At 49.4% G+C, this 19474-nt stretch carries 16 protein-coding genes and 1 pseudogene; 10 read left to right on the forward strand and 7 right to left on the reverse strand.

Annotated features, from left to right (window positions below):
• The first annotated feature begins 6 nt into the window (after nt 1–6).
• From betA to choV, 4 genes are read left to right on the forward strand one after another with little or no spacing between them, the layout of a single operon-like run.
• Nucleotides 7–1707 (forward strand): choline dehydrogenase, encoded by a 1701-nt coding sequence (gene betA / locus BZG78_RS08420; protein WP_077660936.1) that lies wholly within the window; start codon nt 7–9, stop codon nt 1705–1707.
• A 44-nt stretch (nt 1708–1751) separates the two neighbouring features.
• Entirely contained in the window at nt 1752–2711 is a 960-nt protein-coding gene (locus BZG78_RS08425) for a choline ABC transporter substrate-binding protein (RefSeq protein WP_077660937.1), read from the forward strand.
• 54 nt (nt 2712–2765) lie between these two features.
• Nucleotides 2766–3608 carry a choline ABC transporter permease subunit gene (gene choW, locus BZG78_RS08430; protein WP_021022506.1) on the forward strand — a complete coding sequence of 281 codons (843 nt, stop codon included), beginning with the start codon at nt 2766–2768 and terminating at the stop codon, nt 3606–3608.
• Nucleotides 3609–3617: 9 nt separating this feature from the next.
• Nucleotides 3618–4820, forward strand: a complete 1203-nt coding sequence (gene choV, locus BZG78_RS08435) for a choline ABC transporter ATP-binding protein (RefSeq protein ID WP_077660938.1) — start codon at nt 3618–3620, stop codon at nt 4818–4820.
• A 98-nt stretch (nt 4821–4918) separates the two neighbouring features.
• Here the strand turns inward: choV and BZG78_RS08440 are convergent, their stop codons facing one another.
• Complete coding sequence (locus BZG78_RS08440; RefSeq protein WP_242413004.1) at nt 4919–5359, reverse strand: fasciclin domain-containing protein; 441 nt, start codon at nt 5357–5359, stop codon at nt 4919–4921.
• Between the two features lie 499 nt (nt 5360–5858).
• On the opposite strand from BZG78_RS08440, the gene BZG78_RS08445 reads away from it, so the two are divergent.
• The gene (locus BZG78_RS08445) at nt 5859–6164 is read left to right on the forward strand and encodes a hypothetical protein (protein ID WP_021022504.1); all 306 of its coding nucleotides are present in this window, start codon (nt 5859–5861) and stop codon (nt 6162–6164) included.
• A 128-nt stretch (nt 6165–6292) separates the two neighbouring features.
• On the opposite strand, the gene yjjG is transcribed toward BZG78_RS08445, so the two are convergent.
• Nucleotides 6293–6964, reverse strand: coding sequence for a pyrimidine 5'-nucleotidase (yjjG, locus tag BZG78_RS08450; RefSeq protein WP_077660940.1), 672 nt, complete (start codon nt 6962–6964; stop codon nt 6293–6295).
• A gap of 122 nt (nt 6965–7086) precedes the next feature.
• Nucleotides 7087–8310, reverse strand: coding sequence for a NupC/NupG family nucleoside CNT transporter (locus BZG78_RS08455; RefSeq protein WP_021022502.1), 1224 nt, complete (start codon nt 8308–8310; stop codon nt 7087–7089).
• A 610-nt stretch (nt 8311–8920) separates the two neighbouring features.
• Here BZG78_RS08455 and BZG78_RS08460 point away from each other — a divergent pair.
• The 5 genes from BZG78_RS08460 (at nt 8921) to BZG78_RS08480 (ending at nt 15617) form a co-directional block, all read left to right on the forward strand.
• A complete protein-coding gene (locus BZG78_RS08460; protein WP_077660941.1) occupies nt 8921–10558 on the forward strand; it encodes a BCCT family transporter in 1638 nt (545 codons plus the stop codon).
• Between the two features lie 354 nt (nt 10559–10912).
• On the forward strand, nt 10913–12529 hold the full coding sequence (locus tag BZG78_RS08465) for a BCCT family transporter (protein ID WP_242413005.1): 1617 nt from the start codon (nt 10913–10915) through the stop codon (nt 12527–12529).
• A 161-nt stretch (nt 12530–12690) separates the two neighbouring features.
• Complete coding sequence (locus BZG78_RS08470; RefSeq protein ID WP_021022499.1) at nt 12691–14568, forward strand: DUF294 nucleotidyltransferase-like domain-containing protein; 1878 nt, start codon at nt 12691–12693, stop codon at nt 14566–14568.
• A 9-nt stretch (nt 14569–14577) separates the two neighbouring features.
• On the forward strand, nt 14578–15309 hold the full coding sequence (locus tag BZG78_RS08475) for a 3'-5' exonuclease (protein ID WP_077575881.1): 732 nt from the start codon (nt 14578–14580) through the stop codon (nt 15307–15309).
• 104 nt (nt 15310–15413) lie between these two features.
• Nucleotides 15414–15617, forward strand: a complete 204-nt coding sequence (locus BZG78_RS08480) for a hypothetical protein (RefSeq protein ID WP_021022497.1) — start codon at nt 15414–15416, stop codon at nt 15615–15617.
• Between the two features lie 77 nt (nt 15618–15694).
• On the opposite strand, the gene BZG78_RS08485 is transcribed toward BZG78_RS08480, so the two are convergent.
• The 4 genes and pseudogenes from BZG78_RS08485 to BZG78_RS08500 form a co-directional block, all read right to left on the reverse strand.
• Nucleotides 15695–17125, reverse strand: a complete 1431-nt coding sequence (locus tag BZG78_RS08485) for an alanine/glycine:cation symporter family protein (RefSeq protein WP_077660943.1) — start codon at nt 17123–17125, stop codon at nt 15695–15697.
• Between the two features lie 613 nt (nt 17126–17738).
• Nucleotides 17739–17915 (reverse strand): pleiotropic regulatory protein RsmS, encoded by a 177-nt coding sequence (gene rsmS / locus BZG78_RS08490; RefSeq protein ID WP_077660944.1) that lies wholly within the window; start codon nt 17913–17915, stop codon nt 17739–17741.
• Nucleotides 17912–18830, reverse strand: a pseudogene (locus BZG78_RS08495) (histone deacetylase). Before BZG78_RS08495 ends, rsmS begins: the two are co-directional and overlap by 4 nt.
• A 55-nt stretch (nt 18831–18885) precedes the next feature.
• Complete coding sequence (locus BZG78_RS08500) at nt 18886–19440, reverse strand: primosomal replication protein (protein ID WP_242413002.1); 555 nt, start codon at nt 19438–19440, stop codon at nt 18886–18888.
• Between the last annotated feature and the right edge of the window lie 34 nt (nt 19441–19474).

Here is a 19474-nt window from a genome sequence, read left to right on the forward strand (position 1 = left end):
ACCAATATGTCACAACGCTACGATTATATTATCGTCGGCGCGGGTTCGGCCGGCTGCGCATTGGCCGATCGGCTGACCGAATCTGGCCAACATCAAGTGCTACTGCTTGAAGCGGGCGGTACCGATAAGAGTATTTTTATCCAAATGCCGACGGCTTTGTCGATTCCTATGAACACCAAGCGCTATGCCTGGCAGTTCGAGACATTGCCAGAGCCAGGCCTTGACGGACGTGAACTTCATTGTCCCCGCGGTAAAGTGCTCGGTGGCAGTTCATCGATTAATGGCATGGTGTATGTCCGTGGTCACGCTTGTGACTATGAAGAGTGGGTTGAGCATGGTGCCAATGGCTGGGATTACGCTAGCTGTTTGCCGTACTTTAAGCGTGCTGAAAGTTGGTCAGGCGGGGCAGATACCTACCGTGGTGGTAACGGTCCTGTCGGCACTTGCAACGGTAACGACATGAAATTAAACCCTTTGTATCAAGCTTTTATTGATGCAGGGGTGGAAGCTGGGTATCCAGAAACCAAAGATTACAACGGTTATCAGCAAGAAGGCTTTGGCCCAATGCACATGACCGTCGATAAAGGTGTGCGTGCCTCAACATCAAACGCCTATCTGCGCCGTGCCTTGAAGCGTAGCAACCTCACCTTGAAAAAAGGCGTGGTGACGCGCCGTATCTTGCTAGAAGGCAAGCGTGCTGTCGGTGTGGAATTTGAAAAAGGCGGCAACATCGAGCATGTGATGGCGGATAAAGAAGTGATCTCTAGTGCCGGCTCTGTTGGGTCGCCTCAGCTTTTACAGCTATCCGGTATTGGTGCGCGTGACGTGCTCGAAAGTGCAGGTGTTGATGTTCAGCACGAGCTGCCGGGCGTCGGTGAAAATTTGCAAGACCACCTCGAGGTGTATTTTCAATTCCATTGTAAGCAACCCATCACGCTGAACAGCAAACTGGGCCTTATTAGCAAAGGCATGATTGGTACCGAGTGGATCCTGACCCGTAAAGGCTTGGGCGCGACCAACCATTTTGAATCTTGCGCCTTTATTCGCTCACGCGAAGGACTGAAGTGGCCAAACGTGCAGTATCACTTTTTGCCTGCTGCTATGCGTTATGACGGTAAAGCGGCATTTGATGGCCATGGCTTCCAGGTGCATGTTGGCCCTAATAAACCAGAAAGTCGCGGCCATGTTCGGATTCAGTCTGCCGATCCGCATGCTAAGCCGGCAATTTTATTTAATTACATTACGACTGAGCAAGACCGCCAAGATTGGCGCGACACCATTCGTTTAACCCGCGAAATTATGGATCAAAACGCGATGAACGCATTCCGTGGTGATGAGATCCAGCCGGGTAAGGATGTTCAGTCGGATGAAGCGATCGATCGTTGGGTGAAAGAGAATGTGGAAAGTGCTTATCACCCATCGTGTACTTGCAAAATGGGCGCCGAAGACGACGCAATGGCGGTGCTCGATGAGCAATGCCGCGTGCGTGGAATTCAAGGGTTGCGCGTGGTGGACTCCTCTGTCTTCCCGACGATTCCTAATGGCAACCTGAATGCCCCAACCATCATGGTAGCGGAGCGCGCCGCTGACATGATCCTTGAGAAGCCACTCTTACCTGCCGAGCAGGTGCCAGTATGGATTGCGGCTGAGTGGCAAGACAAGCAACGCAATCAAAACGCGCAGAGTGACGATGCCACCCAAGGGTGAGCACACACTAGAAACTAATTAGTAAGCATTACAAGGAAACTAATATGTCAATGAATAAACGTAAAACCACCAAAACGCTGATGACTGCCGTTGGCTTGAGCTCAATGATGGCGTTCGGCGCTGCAGCGAATCAGTGTGAAACCGTGCGTTTCTCGGATATCGGTTGGACAGACGTCACTTCAACGACGGCTATCACCACGGAAGTGCTTAAAGGCATGGGTTACACCACAGAGACAGATTTACTGTCACTGCCTGTGACCTTCTCATCACTGGCGTCGGGCGACATCGACGTATTCCTCGGTAACTGGATGCCAACACAGACAGGCGATATTAAGAAGTACATTGATAACGGCACTGTCGATAGCGTTCGCGCTAACCTAACGGGGGCAAAATACACCTTAGCTGTGCCTAAATATGTGTACGATGCCGGTGTGAAGAGTGTTGCAGATATCGCGGAATATGCTGACAAATTTGATTCACGCATTTATGGCATTGAACCCGGTAACGATGGCAACACGCAAATTCAAAAAATGATCGACACCAACGACTTTGATCTGGGTGATTTCCGCCTAATCGAGTCCAGTGAAGCGGGCATGATTTCGCAAGTCTCACGTGCCGTTCGTCGTGACAAATGGGTTGCCTTCCTCGGCTGGGCCCCGCACCCAATGAACAGCAATTTTGATATGAAATATCTATCTGGTGCCGATGAGTACTTCGGCCCGAACTATGGCGGTGCCACGGTTCATACCAACGTACGTAGCGGCTATGTCGAGCAGTGCGCAAACGTGGGTCAAATGCTCGAGAATCTTGAGTTTAGTCTCAAGATGGAAAACGAAATGATGGGCAAAATCCTCAACGACGGTGAGAAGCCACAAATGGCTGCACGTGAATGGCTACGCAACAACCCAAGTGTGTTGAACAAGTGGCTAGACGGTGTCACCACAGTTGATGGTAAAGACGCTGTTGAAGCGGTCACTGAATACCTAAAAAAGACTGAAGCGTAACTATAAAAGTGTAGAAGGAGAGGGCGGTGTTAACGCCGCCCCTAAGGTTTTATTGTGAATATTATTACAGATAACAAGATCCCACTCGGTCAATGGATGGAAAGCGGTGTTGATTGGTTGACCATGAATGCCGCCGGTTTTTTTGATGCGATTTCAATTGGGTTAGATACTAGCATCACACTATTGGTCGATATTTTTAAATGGATGCCAGCAGCTGGTCCGATTCTTATGACCGCGGCCCTTGCTTGGTACCTGCAACGTCGAATTTCTATCGTGATCTTTGTTGTGAGTGCGCTCTTGTTGATCCTCAACCTGGGCTACTGGCAAGAGATGCTGGAAACCTTTGTTCTGGTTTTTGCCGCGACAACGATTTCCGTATTAATTGGCATACCGCTGGGGATAATGGCGGCGCACCGGCCTTTGGTATACACCTTTATGCGGCCATTGCTCGATTTAATGCAAACTGTACCACCGTTTGTGTATCTCATCCCAACGCTGGTGTTGTTTGGTTTAGGGATTGTTCCGGGCCTTATTTCGACCATTATCTTTGCTATCGCATCGCCAATCCGCCTGACGTATCTAGGGATCACGCGGGTGCCTGAAGAATTGGTCGAGGCGGGACGTGCATTTGGTGCCACTCGTATGAAATTGTTGTTTAAAGTGGAATTGCCGGCGGCATTGCCAAGCATTATGACAGGTGTGACTCAGTGTATTATGTTGTCGCTGTCGATGGTGGTTATTGCTGCGCTGGTGGGGGCTGATGGCCTGGGTAAACCGGTTGTCCGTGCACTGAATACAGTGAACATTTCTCAAGGGTTTGAAGCGGGTCTTGCGATTGTATTGGTCGCCATCATTCTTGACCGCTTGTGTAAAGCACCCAACCAAGGCAACGAATAAGAGGTAACCATGGACGCAATCGCAATTAAAAATTTAGATGTCGTGTTTGGCGATAACGTACAGCCAGCACTTGATCTGTTGGATAAAGGCCTTTCTCGGTCAGAAATTATTGAACAAACTGGACAAGTTGTCGGTGTCGATAATGTATCGCTCAATGTTAAAGAAGGCGAAATCTGTGTGCTCATGGGCCTTTCAGGCTCAGGTAAATCGAGCTTACTCCGTGCAGTTAACGGCTTAAACCCTATTAGTCGTGGTAGCCTCGAAGTCCGCGACGGCGATCAAATGGTCGATATGGCGACTGTTGATTCGCAGACATTGCGTCACTTGCGCACCAGTCGTGCTTCTATGGTGTTCCAAAAATTTGCCTTGATGCCTTGGATGACGGTTGTCGACAATGTGGCGTTTGGCTTGGAAATGAAGGGGATCAGCAAAAAAGAGCGCCGCAAGCAAGCGCTTGAGAAATTGGAGCTCGTTGGTTTAGATGAGTGGGCTAACCAATATCCTCATGAACTGTCTGGTGGTATGCAGCAGCGTGTTGGTTTAGCAAGGGCCTTTGCCATGGACAGCGATATATTGCTGATGGATGAGCCTTTCTCTGCGCTTGACCCACTGATCCGAGCCCAGTTGCAAGATGAGCTGTTAGAAATACAGAAAAAACTCAATAAAACCATTCTGTTCGTCAGTCACGACTTGGATGAAGCGTTAAAGATTGGTAACAACATTGCGATTATGGAATCGGGCCAATTGATTCAGCATGGCAAGCCGGAAGACATTGTATTACGTCCAGAAACTGACTACGTCCGTGACTTTGTGGCTCATACTAACCCATTGAATGTCTTAAAAGGACGCTCAATGATGAAAACGGCTGATAACTTAACGCGCGTTGAGAATCGTTGGAAAATCTGTGATCGACGTGAAATCTGGGTCACGGCTGAGCAAGGTGGCACTTTCTCTGCAACCGCAGGCGATCAACCATTGCGTGTGGTTGAGTGGGACAAAGACACGCTCGATTTCTCACAAGTTGGCGATAACACCATTGTTGTGGCCTCACCCGATATTGAGATGCGTGACGCGATTGAAATTCGCTATAACACCAATACGCCTGTATTGCTGGTAGAAAATGGTGAATTGCTCGGTACCTTGTCTGATCATGACTTCTATCATGCTTTATTGGGTAAATTTCAGAAAAAAGACACAGACCAAGCGGCATAACTCATCACGAGTCAGCCCCATGTCTAGCCATACAAAAGGCCTGCTTTCGAGCAGGCCTTTTCTGATCATTGCGAAGTTTGTTGATAACCGAATTAATACTACGGCATGATCACGGTATCAATCACGTGAATGACGCCGTTGGACGCCATGACATCGGGTTTCACCACCGTCGCGTTGTCCACTTTCACATCACCGTAAGAGACTTTGAACATCACATCGCTACCTTGCACCGTGGTTGCTGATGACATACCCATAACTTGCTCGGCTGTGACCTTACCGGGGACAACATGGTAAGTGAGGATATCGGTTAGTTTGTCTTTATTCTCTGGCTTCAGCAGTGTTTCTACGGTGCCATCTGGGAGCTTATCAAAGGCAGCGTTGGTCGGCGCAAACACTGTAAATGGGCCATCACCTTTCAATGTATCAACCAGATCAGCGGCTTTTACTGCTGCGACCAACGTTGAAAAGTCATCATTTTTCATCGCAGTATCAACAATATCATGATCACCCTTGTGGTGAGCAGCGACCGCGGAGCCCATGCCTGCGAGGAACGTGGCAGTGACTGCAAATTTAGTCATTGTTTGTTTTAACATCATTGTTCTCCCTTTCATTTTTTACTCCCCACCATGACGGCGATGCAACATTGCAAACGCTTGGTGACTTCCTGGGAATGATTAATTGACTGCCTTGTAGAAAACGAAGAGAGAGATGAAGCCGATCACAGCGCCAAAAATATTCCTGGCCACGATTCCTTCTTTTACGCCTGATTGCCTTGATATTCACGTGAAATTTTTCGAACAACTCATTCGCATAATTGTGATTGTCCGCACACTTTTATCGGCGTAATCTCGTGCTCGTTCCAACGCAATAACGCGAACATGCTGTCGATTCTAGGGAGTATGCTTTGTGAGCAAGTTTCTGCGAAAAATAGCATTTTCAAAAAATAGCCATTTTTCAAAATAGAGACAGTGAGGTGACAAAGCATCCGCGTTATTGGCGTTTAATAGCAGTCAACCCGATACGAAAGAGGAAATAACCATGAAAAAACTTGCAGCAATTTTCGCCCTGACGCTCGCTTCAACCTCTGTAATGGCTGGTGGTTTAAACCTCGATGTCACCCCAGCTGAAGGCGGCGCTTGGGTAACCGTTACCGAGCAAGGCCAAGCGGTTGAAGGTGCGAAAGTGACCAGCGAATCCGGTCTGGATGCGAAAGTCACTGACGAGTCTGGTCGTGTATTTATTCATGCACAAAACCAGAACAGCCGTTCAGTCAACTATGTCGCTAACACAGATCAAGGCCAGCACGCTGAAAAAGCAGCCTTTGTACGTGGCGACCATAGCTAAGCATTGTTCGTGAGCCATCGTGGACAAATCTTGTCCACGAGTCATTGAGCATAAAAAAGAGAGCATTACGCTCTCTTTTTTTATGCCTTTCGGTTAACCACAACCACGTTTTTAGAGCAACCACGTTTTCAGATCAACCATGCTTTTAGATCAAAAAGTGACTCGACTTGATGGGTTGGCGTAATGCCTGCTGGTGACGGTGTGTTATCGCTATTAAGCCAGCATGTATCAATCCCTGCACGCATGCCACCCAGCACATCAGAATGTGGATTATCGCCAACCATTAAGATTTTGTCCTTGGGGGGATTTCCCATTTTTTCAAAGGCATGTTCAAAGATCCGAGGGTCCGGCTTGGCTATGCCCACTTGCTCGGATATCACTAAGGTTGAAATCGCAGACTTCAACCCGGTTCTTTCTAGGCGGATATCTTGGAGAGCGGTAAATCCGTTAGTAATGATACCAATATGTGCATGTGGCTTGATCGCACTAATAAGCTCGCGCGCGCCTGGCAGTGGTTCGCAAATCTCAGCCATTGCATCTAAAAAACCCTGGTTCAATGTTGCAGGCGCCACGTTAAGACGCTCTCCCCAACGCGTAAAACGCTCGGTTTGTAGCGTATGAGCATCAATTTCACCATCTTGATATTGTACCCACAAAGGCTTGTTTAGCTCTGAGTATTCCGCAAACGCGTGATGGTCAAAATTGACATTGTAGCGCGAAAACATACGTTGTAGTCCCGCAAAGGCATCGAAGTGAAACAGGGTTTCATCCGCATCAAAAAGCACCCAAGGATATCGCATCGATTTAACTCTCTTAATGTAAAGTGAAAGAGTGTAACAGACCCAGAGGTTTGCTAGCGAGCCTCCACAAGCGACTCACCGTCCATGGTGATAAATAACGAAAACACAAAGCAATGTTGCTATTAAAGGGAGAGGTATAGCCCTGCCAAGGTGGCACTCATGAGGTTGGCTAAGGTTGCGGCAAGAATGGCGCGCATGCCTAATTTGGCGATATCACCGCGGCGCTCTGGGACAATGCCGCCCAAGCCACCCATTAACATTGCTATTGAGGTGAGGTTGGCAAAGCCACATAACGCAAACGTAACAATGGCTTGGCTATGGGGAGAGAGCGCCCCTTTTAGGTTCATAAAATCCGCAAACGCCACAAATTCATTCACAGCAATTTTCTTACCAATCAAGGTGCCTGCTGTCATCGCCTCTTGCCAGGGAATGCCAATCAGCCAAGCCACTGGTGCAAATAGGTAGCCGAATAGCCACTCAAGGCTTAGTTGCGGCAAGTTTAAAATAGGCCCCAGTTTCCCTAACCCACCATTAATCAGCGCAATCATACTGATCACGGCGAGTAAGCTGGCCCCCACGGCCATCGCAATTTGTAAGCCACTCAAGGCGCCTTGCGTGCCAGCATCAATCACATTCACTGGTTTATCTTGATCGTCTTCGAGCGCTTGGTGTTGAGCATGATTCATGGGGGATTCGGTCTGCGGTACCATTATTTTGGCCATCATTAACCCAGCAGGTGCCGACATAAACGCAGCCGCGATCAGGTATTTCATCTCTACCCCCAAGCCTGCGTAACCCACCATGGTGCCGCCGGCGACTGAGGCGAGCCCGCCTACCATAACAGCAAACAGCTCGGAGCGAGTCATGGTAGAAAGAAAAGGTTTTACAACCAACGGCGCTTCAACGGAGCCAACAAAGATATTGGCCGTGGCAGACATGGACTCAGTGCGAGAAGTGCCAAGTACGCGGCGCAATAAGCCACCAATGAGGCGAATGATCCAAGTCATGACCCCAATGTGGTAAAGCACAGCGATCAGTGCAGAGAAAAAAACGATGGTGGGAAGTACATTAAAAGCGAAAATAAAACCAAGTTTAAACTTAGCCAGATCACCAAACAGAAATTCAGCGCCAATATCGCCAAAACTAATAATCGCCGACACGGCTTCTGATGCGTTAGCTAGAATACGCTGACCAAGCGGAACAGAGATGATAAAGCCAGCAAAGACGATTTGTATTAGGAACGCACCTCCCACTGTGCGCCAATTAATCGCGGAGCGATTTTCCGAAAAGACAACCGCGATAAGGAAGAGGACACTAATCCCCAAAAGGCCAATGCCAAACTGCATGATGTTGCTCCGCAAACGTTAAACTTAGGATGGGAAACGATTGCGGCGGTATTGTACGCGATTTTAATAATGTGACAAGAGTCACTTTTTGTCCTATTTGTGTTCATTTAATTGCATTTGTGTCTATATTGATAAAAGGTGTGTTGTGGCTCGTAAATGATGCGTGACATCTTGGTTATAAAAGGTGTCGAGACGGGTTCTTCCTATCAGCATTGTGAGTGAAGATTGCGTTGCATCAAAAGTGTTGATGGTGACTGTGTCTATTTTTCATGGGCATCTAGAATAAAACCCGGCTATGATTCGAATAGGCCAAGGATAGTGCTATTTCCTTAGCGACACGATTATTTATAGTTCTGAAATAAAGAGTTCAAATAACTCGCTGAGCGAGTAAGGACGCGGGATTCGGGCTGATTTTTTCTTAGTGGGTGGTCACAAAATGAACATTTAGTTAGGCCCCTAATTAAAAAATTTTCGAGATGTGTTAATGTAGCCGACTGTGTGGTGATGACTGATCTTTTATTGATGTTAAAGATGGCTTAAACATCAATAAATAATGAGCTCGCTACCAACACTCACAGGCTTCCGAATAAACGGACTAAGGAGTTAACTCGTGAGCGATAAAAGCCATGAAGATATGATGACACCAGACGGGAAGGTTAACCCGATCGATACTGACTATCAGGTCGGTCAGGATAACGTAGCGCTGAAACTCGGCCCGTTTGGTTTTGATATTCATAACCGAGTATTTATGATTTCCGGGCTGTCAATTTTGGCCTTCATTTTTGTCACCTTGGCATTTCAAAACCAAATCGGTCCTGTTTTTGGGGATTTGCGTGGATGGCTAACCTCAAATCTAGACTGGTTCTTCCTTTCTGCAGGTAATATTTTTGTTGTTGCTTGTCTAGTGCTGGTTGTGTCACCACTGGGTAAAGTTCGATTGGGTGGTACTGAGGCAAAACCGGATTACGGCTATCCTGGCTGGTTCGCGATGCTTTTTGCGGCCGGTATGGGCATTGGCTTGATGTTCTATGGCGTGTCTGAACCATTGACGCACTTCCAAACCGCGTTAGGTGGAACGGCAACCGGTGCTGACGGCCTTCGTACTGACTGGGCGCCTTTAGGGGCGGCAGCCGGGGATACTGAAGCTGCCCGTCGCCTAGGTATGTCTGCGACTATTTTCCACTGGGGCTTACACCCATGGGCGATTTACGCGGTATTGGCTCTAGGCTTGGCACTGTTTGCGTATAACAAAGGCTTGCCTTTGACCATGCGTTCTGTGTTCTACCCACTGTTCGGTGAACGTGTTTGGGGTTGGACAGGGCACGTGATTGACATTCTCGCAATCATTGCGACCTTGTTTGGTCTTGCCACCTCGCTAGGCTTGGGGGCATCACAAGCATCCGCCGGTCTGCACTTCCTGTTTGATACGCCGTTGGGTGATACCACCGAAGTCTTGCTGGTGATGGGTATCACAGGCGCGGCGATCCTTTCGGTTGTCGCAGGGGTAGACAAAGGGGTCAAACGCCTGTCTGAAATCAATATGATTTTGGCACTGTTGCTGCTGATCTTTGTGATTGCCGTGGGTCCAACGATTGCCATCTTAACCGGCTTCTTTGGAAACCTAGGGGCATATCTACAAAATCTGCCTGCGCTGTCTATGCCATTTGGCCGTGAAGATGCGAACTTTACCCAAGGCTGGACTTCCTTCTATTGGGCATGGTGGATTTCTTGGTCCCCATTTGTGGGGATGTTTATTGCGCGTGTTTCACGCGGTCGTACTGTGCGTGAATTTATCACCTGTGTGCTGATCATCCCTTCAGCGGCCTGTGTGCTTTGGATGACCGCCTTTGGTGGCACGGCGATTGGTCAGTTCGTTAATGAAGGCTATACCGCTGTTGCCGATGCGGAGCTTTCACTCAAGCTGTTTGCGATGCTGGATGGTTTGCCATTGGCATCAATCACATCGTTTATCGGGATTATCCTGGTTATGGTATTCTTTGTGACCTCGTCTGACTCGGGCTCATTGGTTATTGATACCATTTCAGCGGGCGGTAAAGTGAATGTGCCTGTACCACAGCGTGTTTTCTGGGCGTCTTTCGAGGGCTTGGTTGCGGTTGCGCTGATCCTTGGCGGTGGCTTGGTTGCCCTGCAAGCGATGGCGGTATCAACCGGTTTCCCATTCACGATTGTGCTGTTGGTCGCGACGGTCTCCTTGTTTAAAGGCTTGATGTCAGAGCCGCGAGGCTAGTTAGCGAAACATCGTTAATCTAGTCAATGATGAAAGAGGCAGCGCACCATGCGTTGCCTCTTTTTTGTTAGCGCTGTTTTATTGCCCTCTTTTTTCAGCCTCCCTTTGCCGCTAATGTTCGTCTCTCGAGACGGAGCGTTATGAAGTGGTTAAACATTGGCCAAGCTCACCAGCCCTTTATTCACCTATTCATCTTGTGTGATATTCTTGCTGACTTTTCTGTCATTGCTTCTTTTTGCGTGCTGACGTTTACCTCGATATCGAGTGTCGTCCAGGCAGCGTTTAGCAATAATGACAGGTTGCCGAGTAGACGGAGTAAGGAGTTTACGTGTGAGCGATAAAAGCCATGAAGATATGATGACACCGGACGGGAAGGTGAACCCGATCGACACCGATTATCAGGTCGGTCAGGACAACGTTGCCCTCAAGTTTGGCCCGTTTGGCTTTGATATTCATAACCGCGTATTTATGGTCGCGGGTTTGGTGATTATGGCCTTTGTGTTTGTGACGTTGGCTTTCCAAAACCAAATGGCCCCGATTTTTGAGCAGATGCGCGCTTGGTTAACCGCAAACCTCGACTGGTTCTTTCTTTTAACCGGTAACGTCTTTGTCATCGCTTGCTTGGTGCTAATTGTCTCACCACTAGGCAAGGTGCGGCTAGGGGGCACTGAGGCCAAACCGGATTACGGCTATGCTGGCTGGTTCGCGATGCTGTTTGCCGCCGGTATGGGCATTGGTTTGATGTTTTATGGTGTCTCTGAGCCACTAACCCATTTCCAAACGGCGTTACAAGGGACCGCAACGGGTACTGATGGTCTACGTACCGACTGGGCGCCTTTGGGGGCTGCCGCCGGTGATACCGAAGCCGCGCGTCGACTGGGGATGTCGGCAACCATTTTTCACTGGGGCTTACACCCTTGGGCGATTTATGCCGTATTAGCACTCGGCTTGGCATTGTTTGCTTATAACAAAGGGCTTCCTTTGACCATTCGGTCGGTATTTTATCCGCTGTTTGGTGAGCGTATTTGGGGCTGGACCGGTCACGTGATTGATATCTTAGCTATCGTCGCGACGCTCTTTGGTCTTGCTACTTCGCTTGGCATTGGTGCATCACAAGCATCTGGTGGTTTGCATTATTTGTTTGATACACCATTGGGGGCCACCACTGAAGTCTTGTTGGTGATCGGCATTACTGCGTTGGCGATCTTTTCGGTCGTAGCGGGTGTGGATAAAGGGGTAAAGCGTTTATCTGAGATCAACCTAGGCCTGGCGTTCTTACTCCTCCTTTTCGTGATTATCGTCGGTCCAACGTTAGCGATTCTGACCGGCTTCTTTGGTAACCTCGGGGCGTATTTACAGAACCTGCCGGCGCTGGCTATGCCATTTGGCCGAGAGGATGCCAACTTTACCCAAGGTTGGACCGCGTTCTATTGGGCATGGTGGATTTCTTGGTCTCCATTTGTGGGTATGTTTATTGCCCGCGTCTCACGTGGCCGAACCGTTCGCGAGTTTATTACCTGTGTGCTGCTGATCCCATCCGCCGCAAGCGTATTGTGGATGACTTCATTTGGTGGCACCGCGATTAACCAATTCGTCAATGAAGGGTATACCGCAGTGGTTGACGCAGAGTTGTCGCTGACCTTATTTGCCATGCTAGAAGGGTTGCCGTTAGCAGAGATTACCTCGTTTATCGGTATTATCTTGGTCATTGTCTTCTTTGTTACCTCGTCTGACTCCGGCTCTTTGGTGCTAGATACCATTTCGGCAGGCGGGAAAATGGACGTACCGGTATCGCAGCGCGTTTTCTGGGCAACCTTCGAAGGCCTGGTCGCGATCGCACTGATCCTCGGCGGCGGGCTTGTTGCGTTGCAGGCAATGGCGGTCTCGACGGGCTTCCCGTTCGCGGTGGTCTTGCTGGTGGCGACGCTCTCCTTGTTTAAAGGCCTTGCTTCTGAGCCGCGTGCAAAATAAAGAAGTGTGCTAACTGCTTGATAGTTAGCTAAGATAGAAAAGGCAGGCTTTCGAGGCTGCCTTTTTTTATGGCAAGTGATACGGCACACTGTGTCACAGCCAACGGACATCCTGATTCACTGTGTCCTACCACGATATTATCGCACGTTTAGGTGAGCGCTATGGAAGCTGAACAAATCGAGATTGCAACATTTCTTGCACAGTACGCCCCATTTGATTCAATGCCCGAAGAGGTGGTCGCAGAAGTGGCAACCAGCATTGAGATCAGTTATTTCCGTGCAGGCACCGATATTTTTGCTTACGGTGACGAAATTCACGACTTGGCGATCATGCGTAGCGGCGCTGTCGAGCTGTTTCGCCGTAATGGCACCCTGTATAACCGCATATCCGAGGGCGACATTTTTGGCCAAATGGGTCTATTGATGAACAATCGTGTGCGGATGCCCGCGAAAGCGATTGAAGACACCTTGATCTATTTTATTCCGGAAGCCACGTTTAATCGCTTGTTTGATGATTTTGAGCATTTTGCCGATTTTGTCGAGGTGGAAGATAGAACACGCTTGCGCCAAGCGGTATCAAGCCACAATGAAGCCAATGATCTCACCACCTCCAAAGTGAAGAAACTGATTATTCGCGACCCGGTGATGATTGCCAGTACTGACTCCGTGCAATATGCCGCGCAAGTGATGTCGCAAGAAACCGTCTCATCGATTTTGGTCATGGGTGATGAGCCCAATCCAGAAACAGGGCTCAAACCGGTACTGGGGATTATTACCGATCGAGACTTGCGTAACCGGGTGTTAGCAGAAGGTTTGCCTTATGAAACGCCGGTTCAGGAGATCATGTCGCCACAGTTGATTACCTTGGATCATAATGCGTATATTTTTGAGGCCATGCTGACCATTCTGCGCTCCAACTTGCACCATGTGCCGGTGCTACAACACGGCAAGCCGATTGGTGTGGTTGCCTTGTCTGATATTGCACGCTACGAGTCGCAAAACAGCTTGTTCTTGGTGGCGAGTATCTTCCGTCAGCAGTCGGTTGAGGATTTGGTGATCTTATCTAAGCAGGTCAAAGATTGCTTTGTACGCATGGTCAATGAAGATGCCAACTCGCATATGATTGGCTCGGCACTGTCGGTGATTGGACGCAGTTTTAAGCAGCGTCTTTTAGAGCTTGCCGAAGAAGAGTTGGGTGAGCCGCCTGTGCCGTATTGCTTTTTGGCGATGGGCTCTATGGCGCGTGATGAGCAGCTGATTGTCACCGACCAAGACAACGCAATTATCCTTGATGACAACTACGATCATGGCCAACACAATGCGTATTTTGAAGCCCTGTCTAAGCGCGTCTCTGATGGCCTAAACGCATGTGGTTATACCTACTGCACCGGTAATATCATGGCGACCAACCCCGAGTGGCGTAAAACGCTGAAACAATGGGAGCAATGCTTTGCCGATTGGATAGATAATCCTAGCCCGCGTTCACTGCTCGACAGTAATATTTTCTTCGACTTGGATGGGGTGCATGGTCGCACAAACTGGGCCGAACAACTTAAAGCTTTCGTGGGTCGTCGCGCCCGTCGCAATAATCGCTTTTTGGCGTCCATGGCGCGTAACGCCTTGAACCGCACTCCACCATTAGGCTTTTTTAAAGATTTTGTCATGGAGCAAGACGGTCGCCACAATAATTCGATTAACTTAAAGCGGCGTGGTACCGCGCCCTTAGCCGACTTGATACGTGTTCATGCATTGGCGACCGATTCGCGCTCGCAAAACTCGTTTGAGCGTTTAGACGATATTATCGAAGCAGGGATCTTACCCAAAGGCCGCGGTCCCGATCTGCGCGATGCGATGGAGTTTATTTCGATGGTCAGGATCCGTCACCAAGCATTAGATATAGAAGCGGATCGTGAACCTGATAACAATATTGAGCCGGAGAACTTATCTGACTTTGAGCGCCGTAATTTAAAAGACGCCTTTCAGATTTTAAGTAATGCCCAGAAATTTTTGAAATTCCGCTATCAGCCCAATCGGTCGTAAAGGAAGGATATGTTCCACTTTAATCTTAGGAAAAAAGAGGATGCAGACCAGGTAGACTGGCGTGCGATGCTAGACACGAAACGCGAGACCGTGCAGCACGAAACCTTGCAGGCCTTTTATCAGCAAGGATGGGTGTCACCCGATACGCCCGTTTCGCAAGTGCCGTTTGTGGCGCTTGATTTTGAAACTACTGGGCTCGATAGCCAGCAAGATGCGATTGTCAGTATTGGCTTAGTGCCTTTTACTCTCAATCGTATTCGCTGCCAACAGGCCCAGCATTGGATTGTGAACCCCAACCGACCACTTGCCGAATCGTCGATTGTCATTCACGGCATCACGCACTCCGACATTGTCAATGCACCGGATTTTTCCCATGTGATTGAGCCATTACTCAGTGCGCTGGCCGGTTCAGTGGTGGTGGTGCATTATCGCCGGATTGAACGCGAGTTTTTGGATCGTGCGATAAAAGAGCGGCTAGGCGAGGGCATTATTTTCCCCATGGTCGATACCATGGAATTAGAAGCCTGGAAGCATCGCACCGGCAAGCGTAGCTTCGCTGACTGGATAGCCCGTCGGCCGCCAGAATCGATTCGCTTGGCTGACAGTCGGCAGCGCTATCAGTTGCCATTTTATCAAAGCCACCATGCGCTTACCGATGCAATCGCCACTGCTGAACTGCTACAGGCACAAATTGCACACGACTTCTCGCCAGATACGCCCATTAGTGAGTTATGGCGATAATAAACAAAGACACAATGAACGTTTCTCGTATAGTTTCCGTATTCGTCGACAAGGCGTATAATTTGCGTGCTACAAGCCAGTGACGGAAAGTAAGAGGAACACAAATGACATTGATCCACGTAGTAGAGGGGCTGGCATTCGGTCTCGGGGTGCTGTTGTTATCATCGTCGGTTGGCTTTGCCTATTGGGGATTGACGCTCAAACCGGAAGAAGCAGAAGATATGACAGCGCGTAAAATTGAGTTGGGTTTTTACGCCGGCGCGTGTCTGGTTTTTACGCTGTTAATCGGGTATTGGTTGAGCGTGTAAGTTCATCGCCTTAAAAAGTGAGCCCAATAAAAAAACCACCGAATCACCGGTGGTTTTTTTGTTCTATCGGCTTGGCATTACCAAACGTCTTTATCGATTTGCTTATCCAGTTTCGGGAATTTGGTACGATCAAAGGTCGGGTTTTTACCCGCACGACGCTGGTCTTCGTAGTCTTTCATCAAGGCGAACGCGACGCCAGACAGCAGCGCAATCGCGACCAAGTTAATCACGGCCATCATCCCCATTGATAAGTCAGCAAAGCTCCAAATCAGTGGCAGATCCATCACCGCGCCCATCAGCACCATTGCGAGCACCGCAATACGATACAACAAGATGGCTTTACGACACTTAAAGATATACTCGATGTTAGACTCGCCATACGAATAGTTGGCAATGATCGAGGTAAAGGCAAACAGCAGAATCGCGATGGCGATAAAGGCAGCGCCCCAATCACCGACTTGGCTGACCAAGGCTTCTTGAGTCAGTGCAATACCTGTCAGGCCGCTCTCAGGCTCAAGCATGCCTGAGATCAAGATAATCGATGCGGTCGCGGTACAAATGACAATGGTATCGACGAAGACACCCAGCATCTGGACGTAGCCCTGCGCGGCAGGATGATTCGGCTTGGTAGTCGCCGTTGCCGCAGCATTAGGGGCTGAACCCATACCTGCTTCGTTTGAGAACAAGCCGCGTTTAATCCCTTGCATCATTGCTTGTGCGATCGCATAGCCCATGGCACCGCCTGCAGCCTGCTCCAAGCCTAATGCGCTTTTGACAATGGTTGTAATCACGGCGGGAAGCTGTTCGATGTTCATGGCAACCACGACCAAGGCAACCAATAAATAAGCCAGTGCCATAAAGGGGACAATCAGCTCTGCAACGCGTGCGACTGAGCGCATGCCGCCAAAAATAACCGGTGCGGTGACCAACGCCAGACCGACACCGACAGCGAGATCATTAAAGCCAAACGCGGTGTCCATGGCTGCGGCAATAGAATTCGATTGCACCCCGTTAAAAGCCAAACCAAAGGCGATAATCAAGCAAATGGCAAATGCAATCCCAAGCCAACGTTGACCCAAGCCTTTTTCGATGTAGTAAGCTGGGCCTCCACGGTAGGTTTTGTCGTTGTGGTTCACTTTGTACGCTTGCGCGAGAGTGGATTCGACAAAGCTGGTGGCCATACCCACCAGGGCGGTTAGCCACATCCAGAAAATAGCACCCGGGCCGCCAAGGTACAGCGCCACCGCGACACCCGCCATATTCCCGGTGCCGACACGCGCGGCAAGACTGGTACTGAATGCTTGGAACGACGAGATCCCGCCTGATGCGCCATTACGGCTGTCTGCCATCAGTTTAAACATGTGGCCAAAGTTACGGAATTGAATGAAGCCTGATCGCACCGTGAAGTACAAGCCTAAGCCAATCAAAAGATAAATCAGTACGCTGCCCCAAAGGAGGCCGTTACCTGTATCGACTACGGACACAAATAGATTTTTAAGTAGTTCCATCATTAAACTCTGTTTTGTCTGTTGGGAGACGCCTTGCACGGTTGTTGCTCGGGCCATAACCCGATGATTACCGAATGCGAGGGTCGACAACCACTGTCCTTGTGAGATCGCTGCCATCCATGCAGGTGAGCAACGCGTCACTCGAGAAAGTCATGCATCAAGGCCTGATATGACGAGTGGACGTTGAGTCTGCAACAGCATTTTGAATCCATGCTCGGCTGTTGCCAGAGTGCGCTTTGATTAGCCATGCCGATGTTTTAACGCACCGGTACACTAATTGGAGCACGCCGGATAATACCGATATTTGTGAGACAAAACACTATATGATTAGCGAAGTGTTGGTTTTTTAATCGGTTGCATGTGTTAATAACAGCACTAAAAACTGTAACCAAAATGTAATGCTTTGCAGGCTAATTGCTTGATGTTAAAGCAGTCCAGGTTCAAGGAGGTAAATAATATAGCGTAAATAATGACTATTTATTCACACTGTTAAGACTGAACAAAATGTGATCGACAGCACGTAATATCAGCAAAATCGAGTGGTAAGCATGCAAGCCATTCGGAAACGCCAACCGTTTTTGTCAGAAAAAGTAGCGGCCGCATGCCTAATTGATTAGGGAGGTGAGTTTTTTTTCGCCAGCAGATCGCGTCTCACCATCTCAATCGCAGATAAAGCGGTATCTGGATCAATGGCATGGTTTTCGAGCAAGTAAATAAGATCGACAGCGAGTTTGACGTCATCAGGGGCGTTTTCTAAGGCGCTTGGTGTCGACGCGTGCGGGTCACTCATGATACCTCCGAGCTGGATGCAAAATCAGCAAAGTGAATAAGGGCCGCTTGAATGAGTTGTTCGTGCAACGGCACCAAACTGGTGTGCGAGTCATGGTATCCGCCACCAATCACCGCGGCGACCGGAATATCATGCTTGGCACAGCGTGAGAGTACCCCGCTATCGCGTTGATAAATGCCCTCGGTCGATAACGCCAAATAGCCAAGCGCATCCGCTTGGTGGACATCGACCCCCGCATCATAAATCACCATATCAGGGCGGTATTGTGCGAGGGCGAGATCTAACAAGGGCAAAAAAGCGCTGAGATAGTCCTGATCGCCTGTGCCTGTTGGCAGGGGCAAGTCCAAATCGGAGGGCGGTTTGCGTGAGGGAAAATTTTTCTCGCAATGGACAGAAAACGTCACAATATCGGGGTGGTCGGCGGCCAAGGCGGCGGTGCCATCGCCATGATGTACATCACAATCGACAATCATCACCTTATCAATGCCTGGCTGGGTGAGCGCATGGCGGGCGGCAATCATCAAATAAACAAAAGCCGCTGCCAAAGTCGTAGTGCGCATGGTGATAGCCGCCGGTGAGATGAATAGCAAGGCCTGAATCCAGAGCGTGATCGACCGTCAGTGTGGTGCCGCCGAGCGAGGTTAAACTGCGTGCGATCAATGCGTCGCTCCATGGAAAACCAATCCGACGCATTTTGACTAAGGGGAGATCCCCTGCCAGCAACTGACTGACATACTCGGGATCATGAACGGCATCAATCACTTTCCGAGTGGCCGGGGTCGGTTGATGAAATTCAACCGGTAATGCCAAGCGTTGTAACCGCTCAAACAACAATCGATATTTTTGCAAAGGGTAGCGGTGGCCGTCGGGAAGGGGAAAGTCCGAGTACACCGGATGATAAATCAATGGCAGCACGTATCTCTCCTGGTTGAGCGCTCGGGTTTGACGCTTGGTGTGAGCTGAACGTGAATCACGATTTTTTTTCTCGGTAACTGATCGTGGTTTCGATACGCTCTCGCGCCTTGGTGCAGCGTGCTAGGCGTTGTTCTAAGGCAAGCACTTGTTTTTGGTACTGCTGACGCACCGCGGGGGTCGATGCCATCTCGACGCTGGCATTGGCGTCTCGGAGTTTATCGGCCAGTCGACGCTCCCAATCTTGGTGCTTGGCTAAGTCTTGATAAAGCTCACCAATTGCCTGGCGTCGTGGCCCGCGTTTGGCTTGCTCTTGCTTACGTAACGGCTGTGTCGCCAGTTCACGTTGTAGCGCGGTGATTTGCGATAACAAGGTGYCGCAAATATGGGTCGCACGTGCATCGGTCAGCACCCCTTGTTGGTGATCGCGCTGCATCACTGCCAGCAATCCTTGGGCTTCGTTCACACAGGGTGTGAGCAATTTGCCTTTGCAATGAAAAAGCGTTGTCGCGAATAAAGGCGCGCGGGCTTCGCCACGGCGTCGGTCAACCTCTGCGGCCTGATTGGCCAGTTGCTCAAGGTGTTGGGACATTGCATCGATTTGCGCTTTCATTATGGGTCTCTCAGTCACGCACAGCGGCGACGAT

The sequence above is a fragment of the Salinivibrio sp. MA351 genome, from assembly GCF_001996065.1.
GTDB classification, from domain to species: Bacteria; Pseudomonadota; Gammaproteobacteria; order Enterobacterales; family Vibrionaceae; genus Salinivibrio; species Salinivibrio costicola.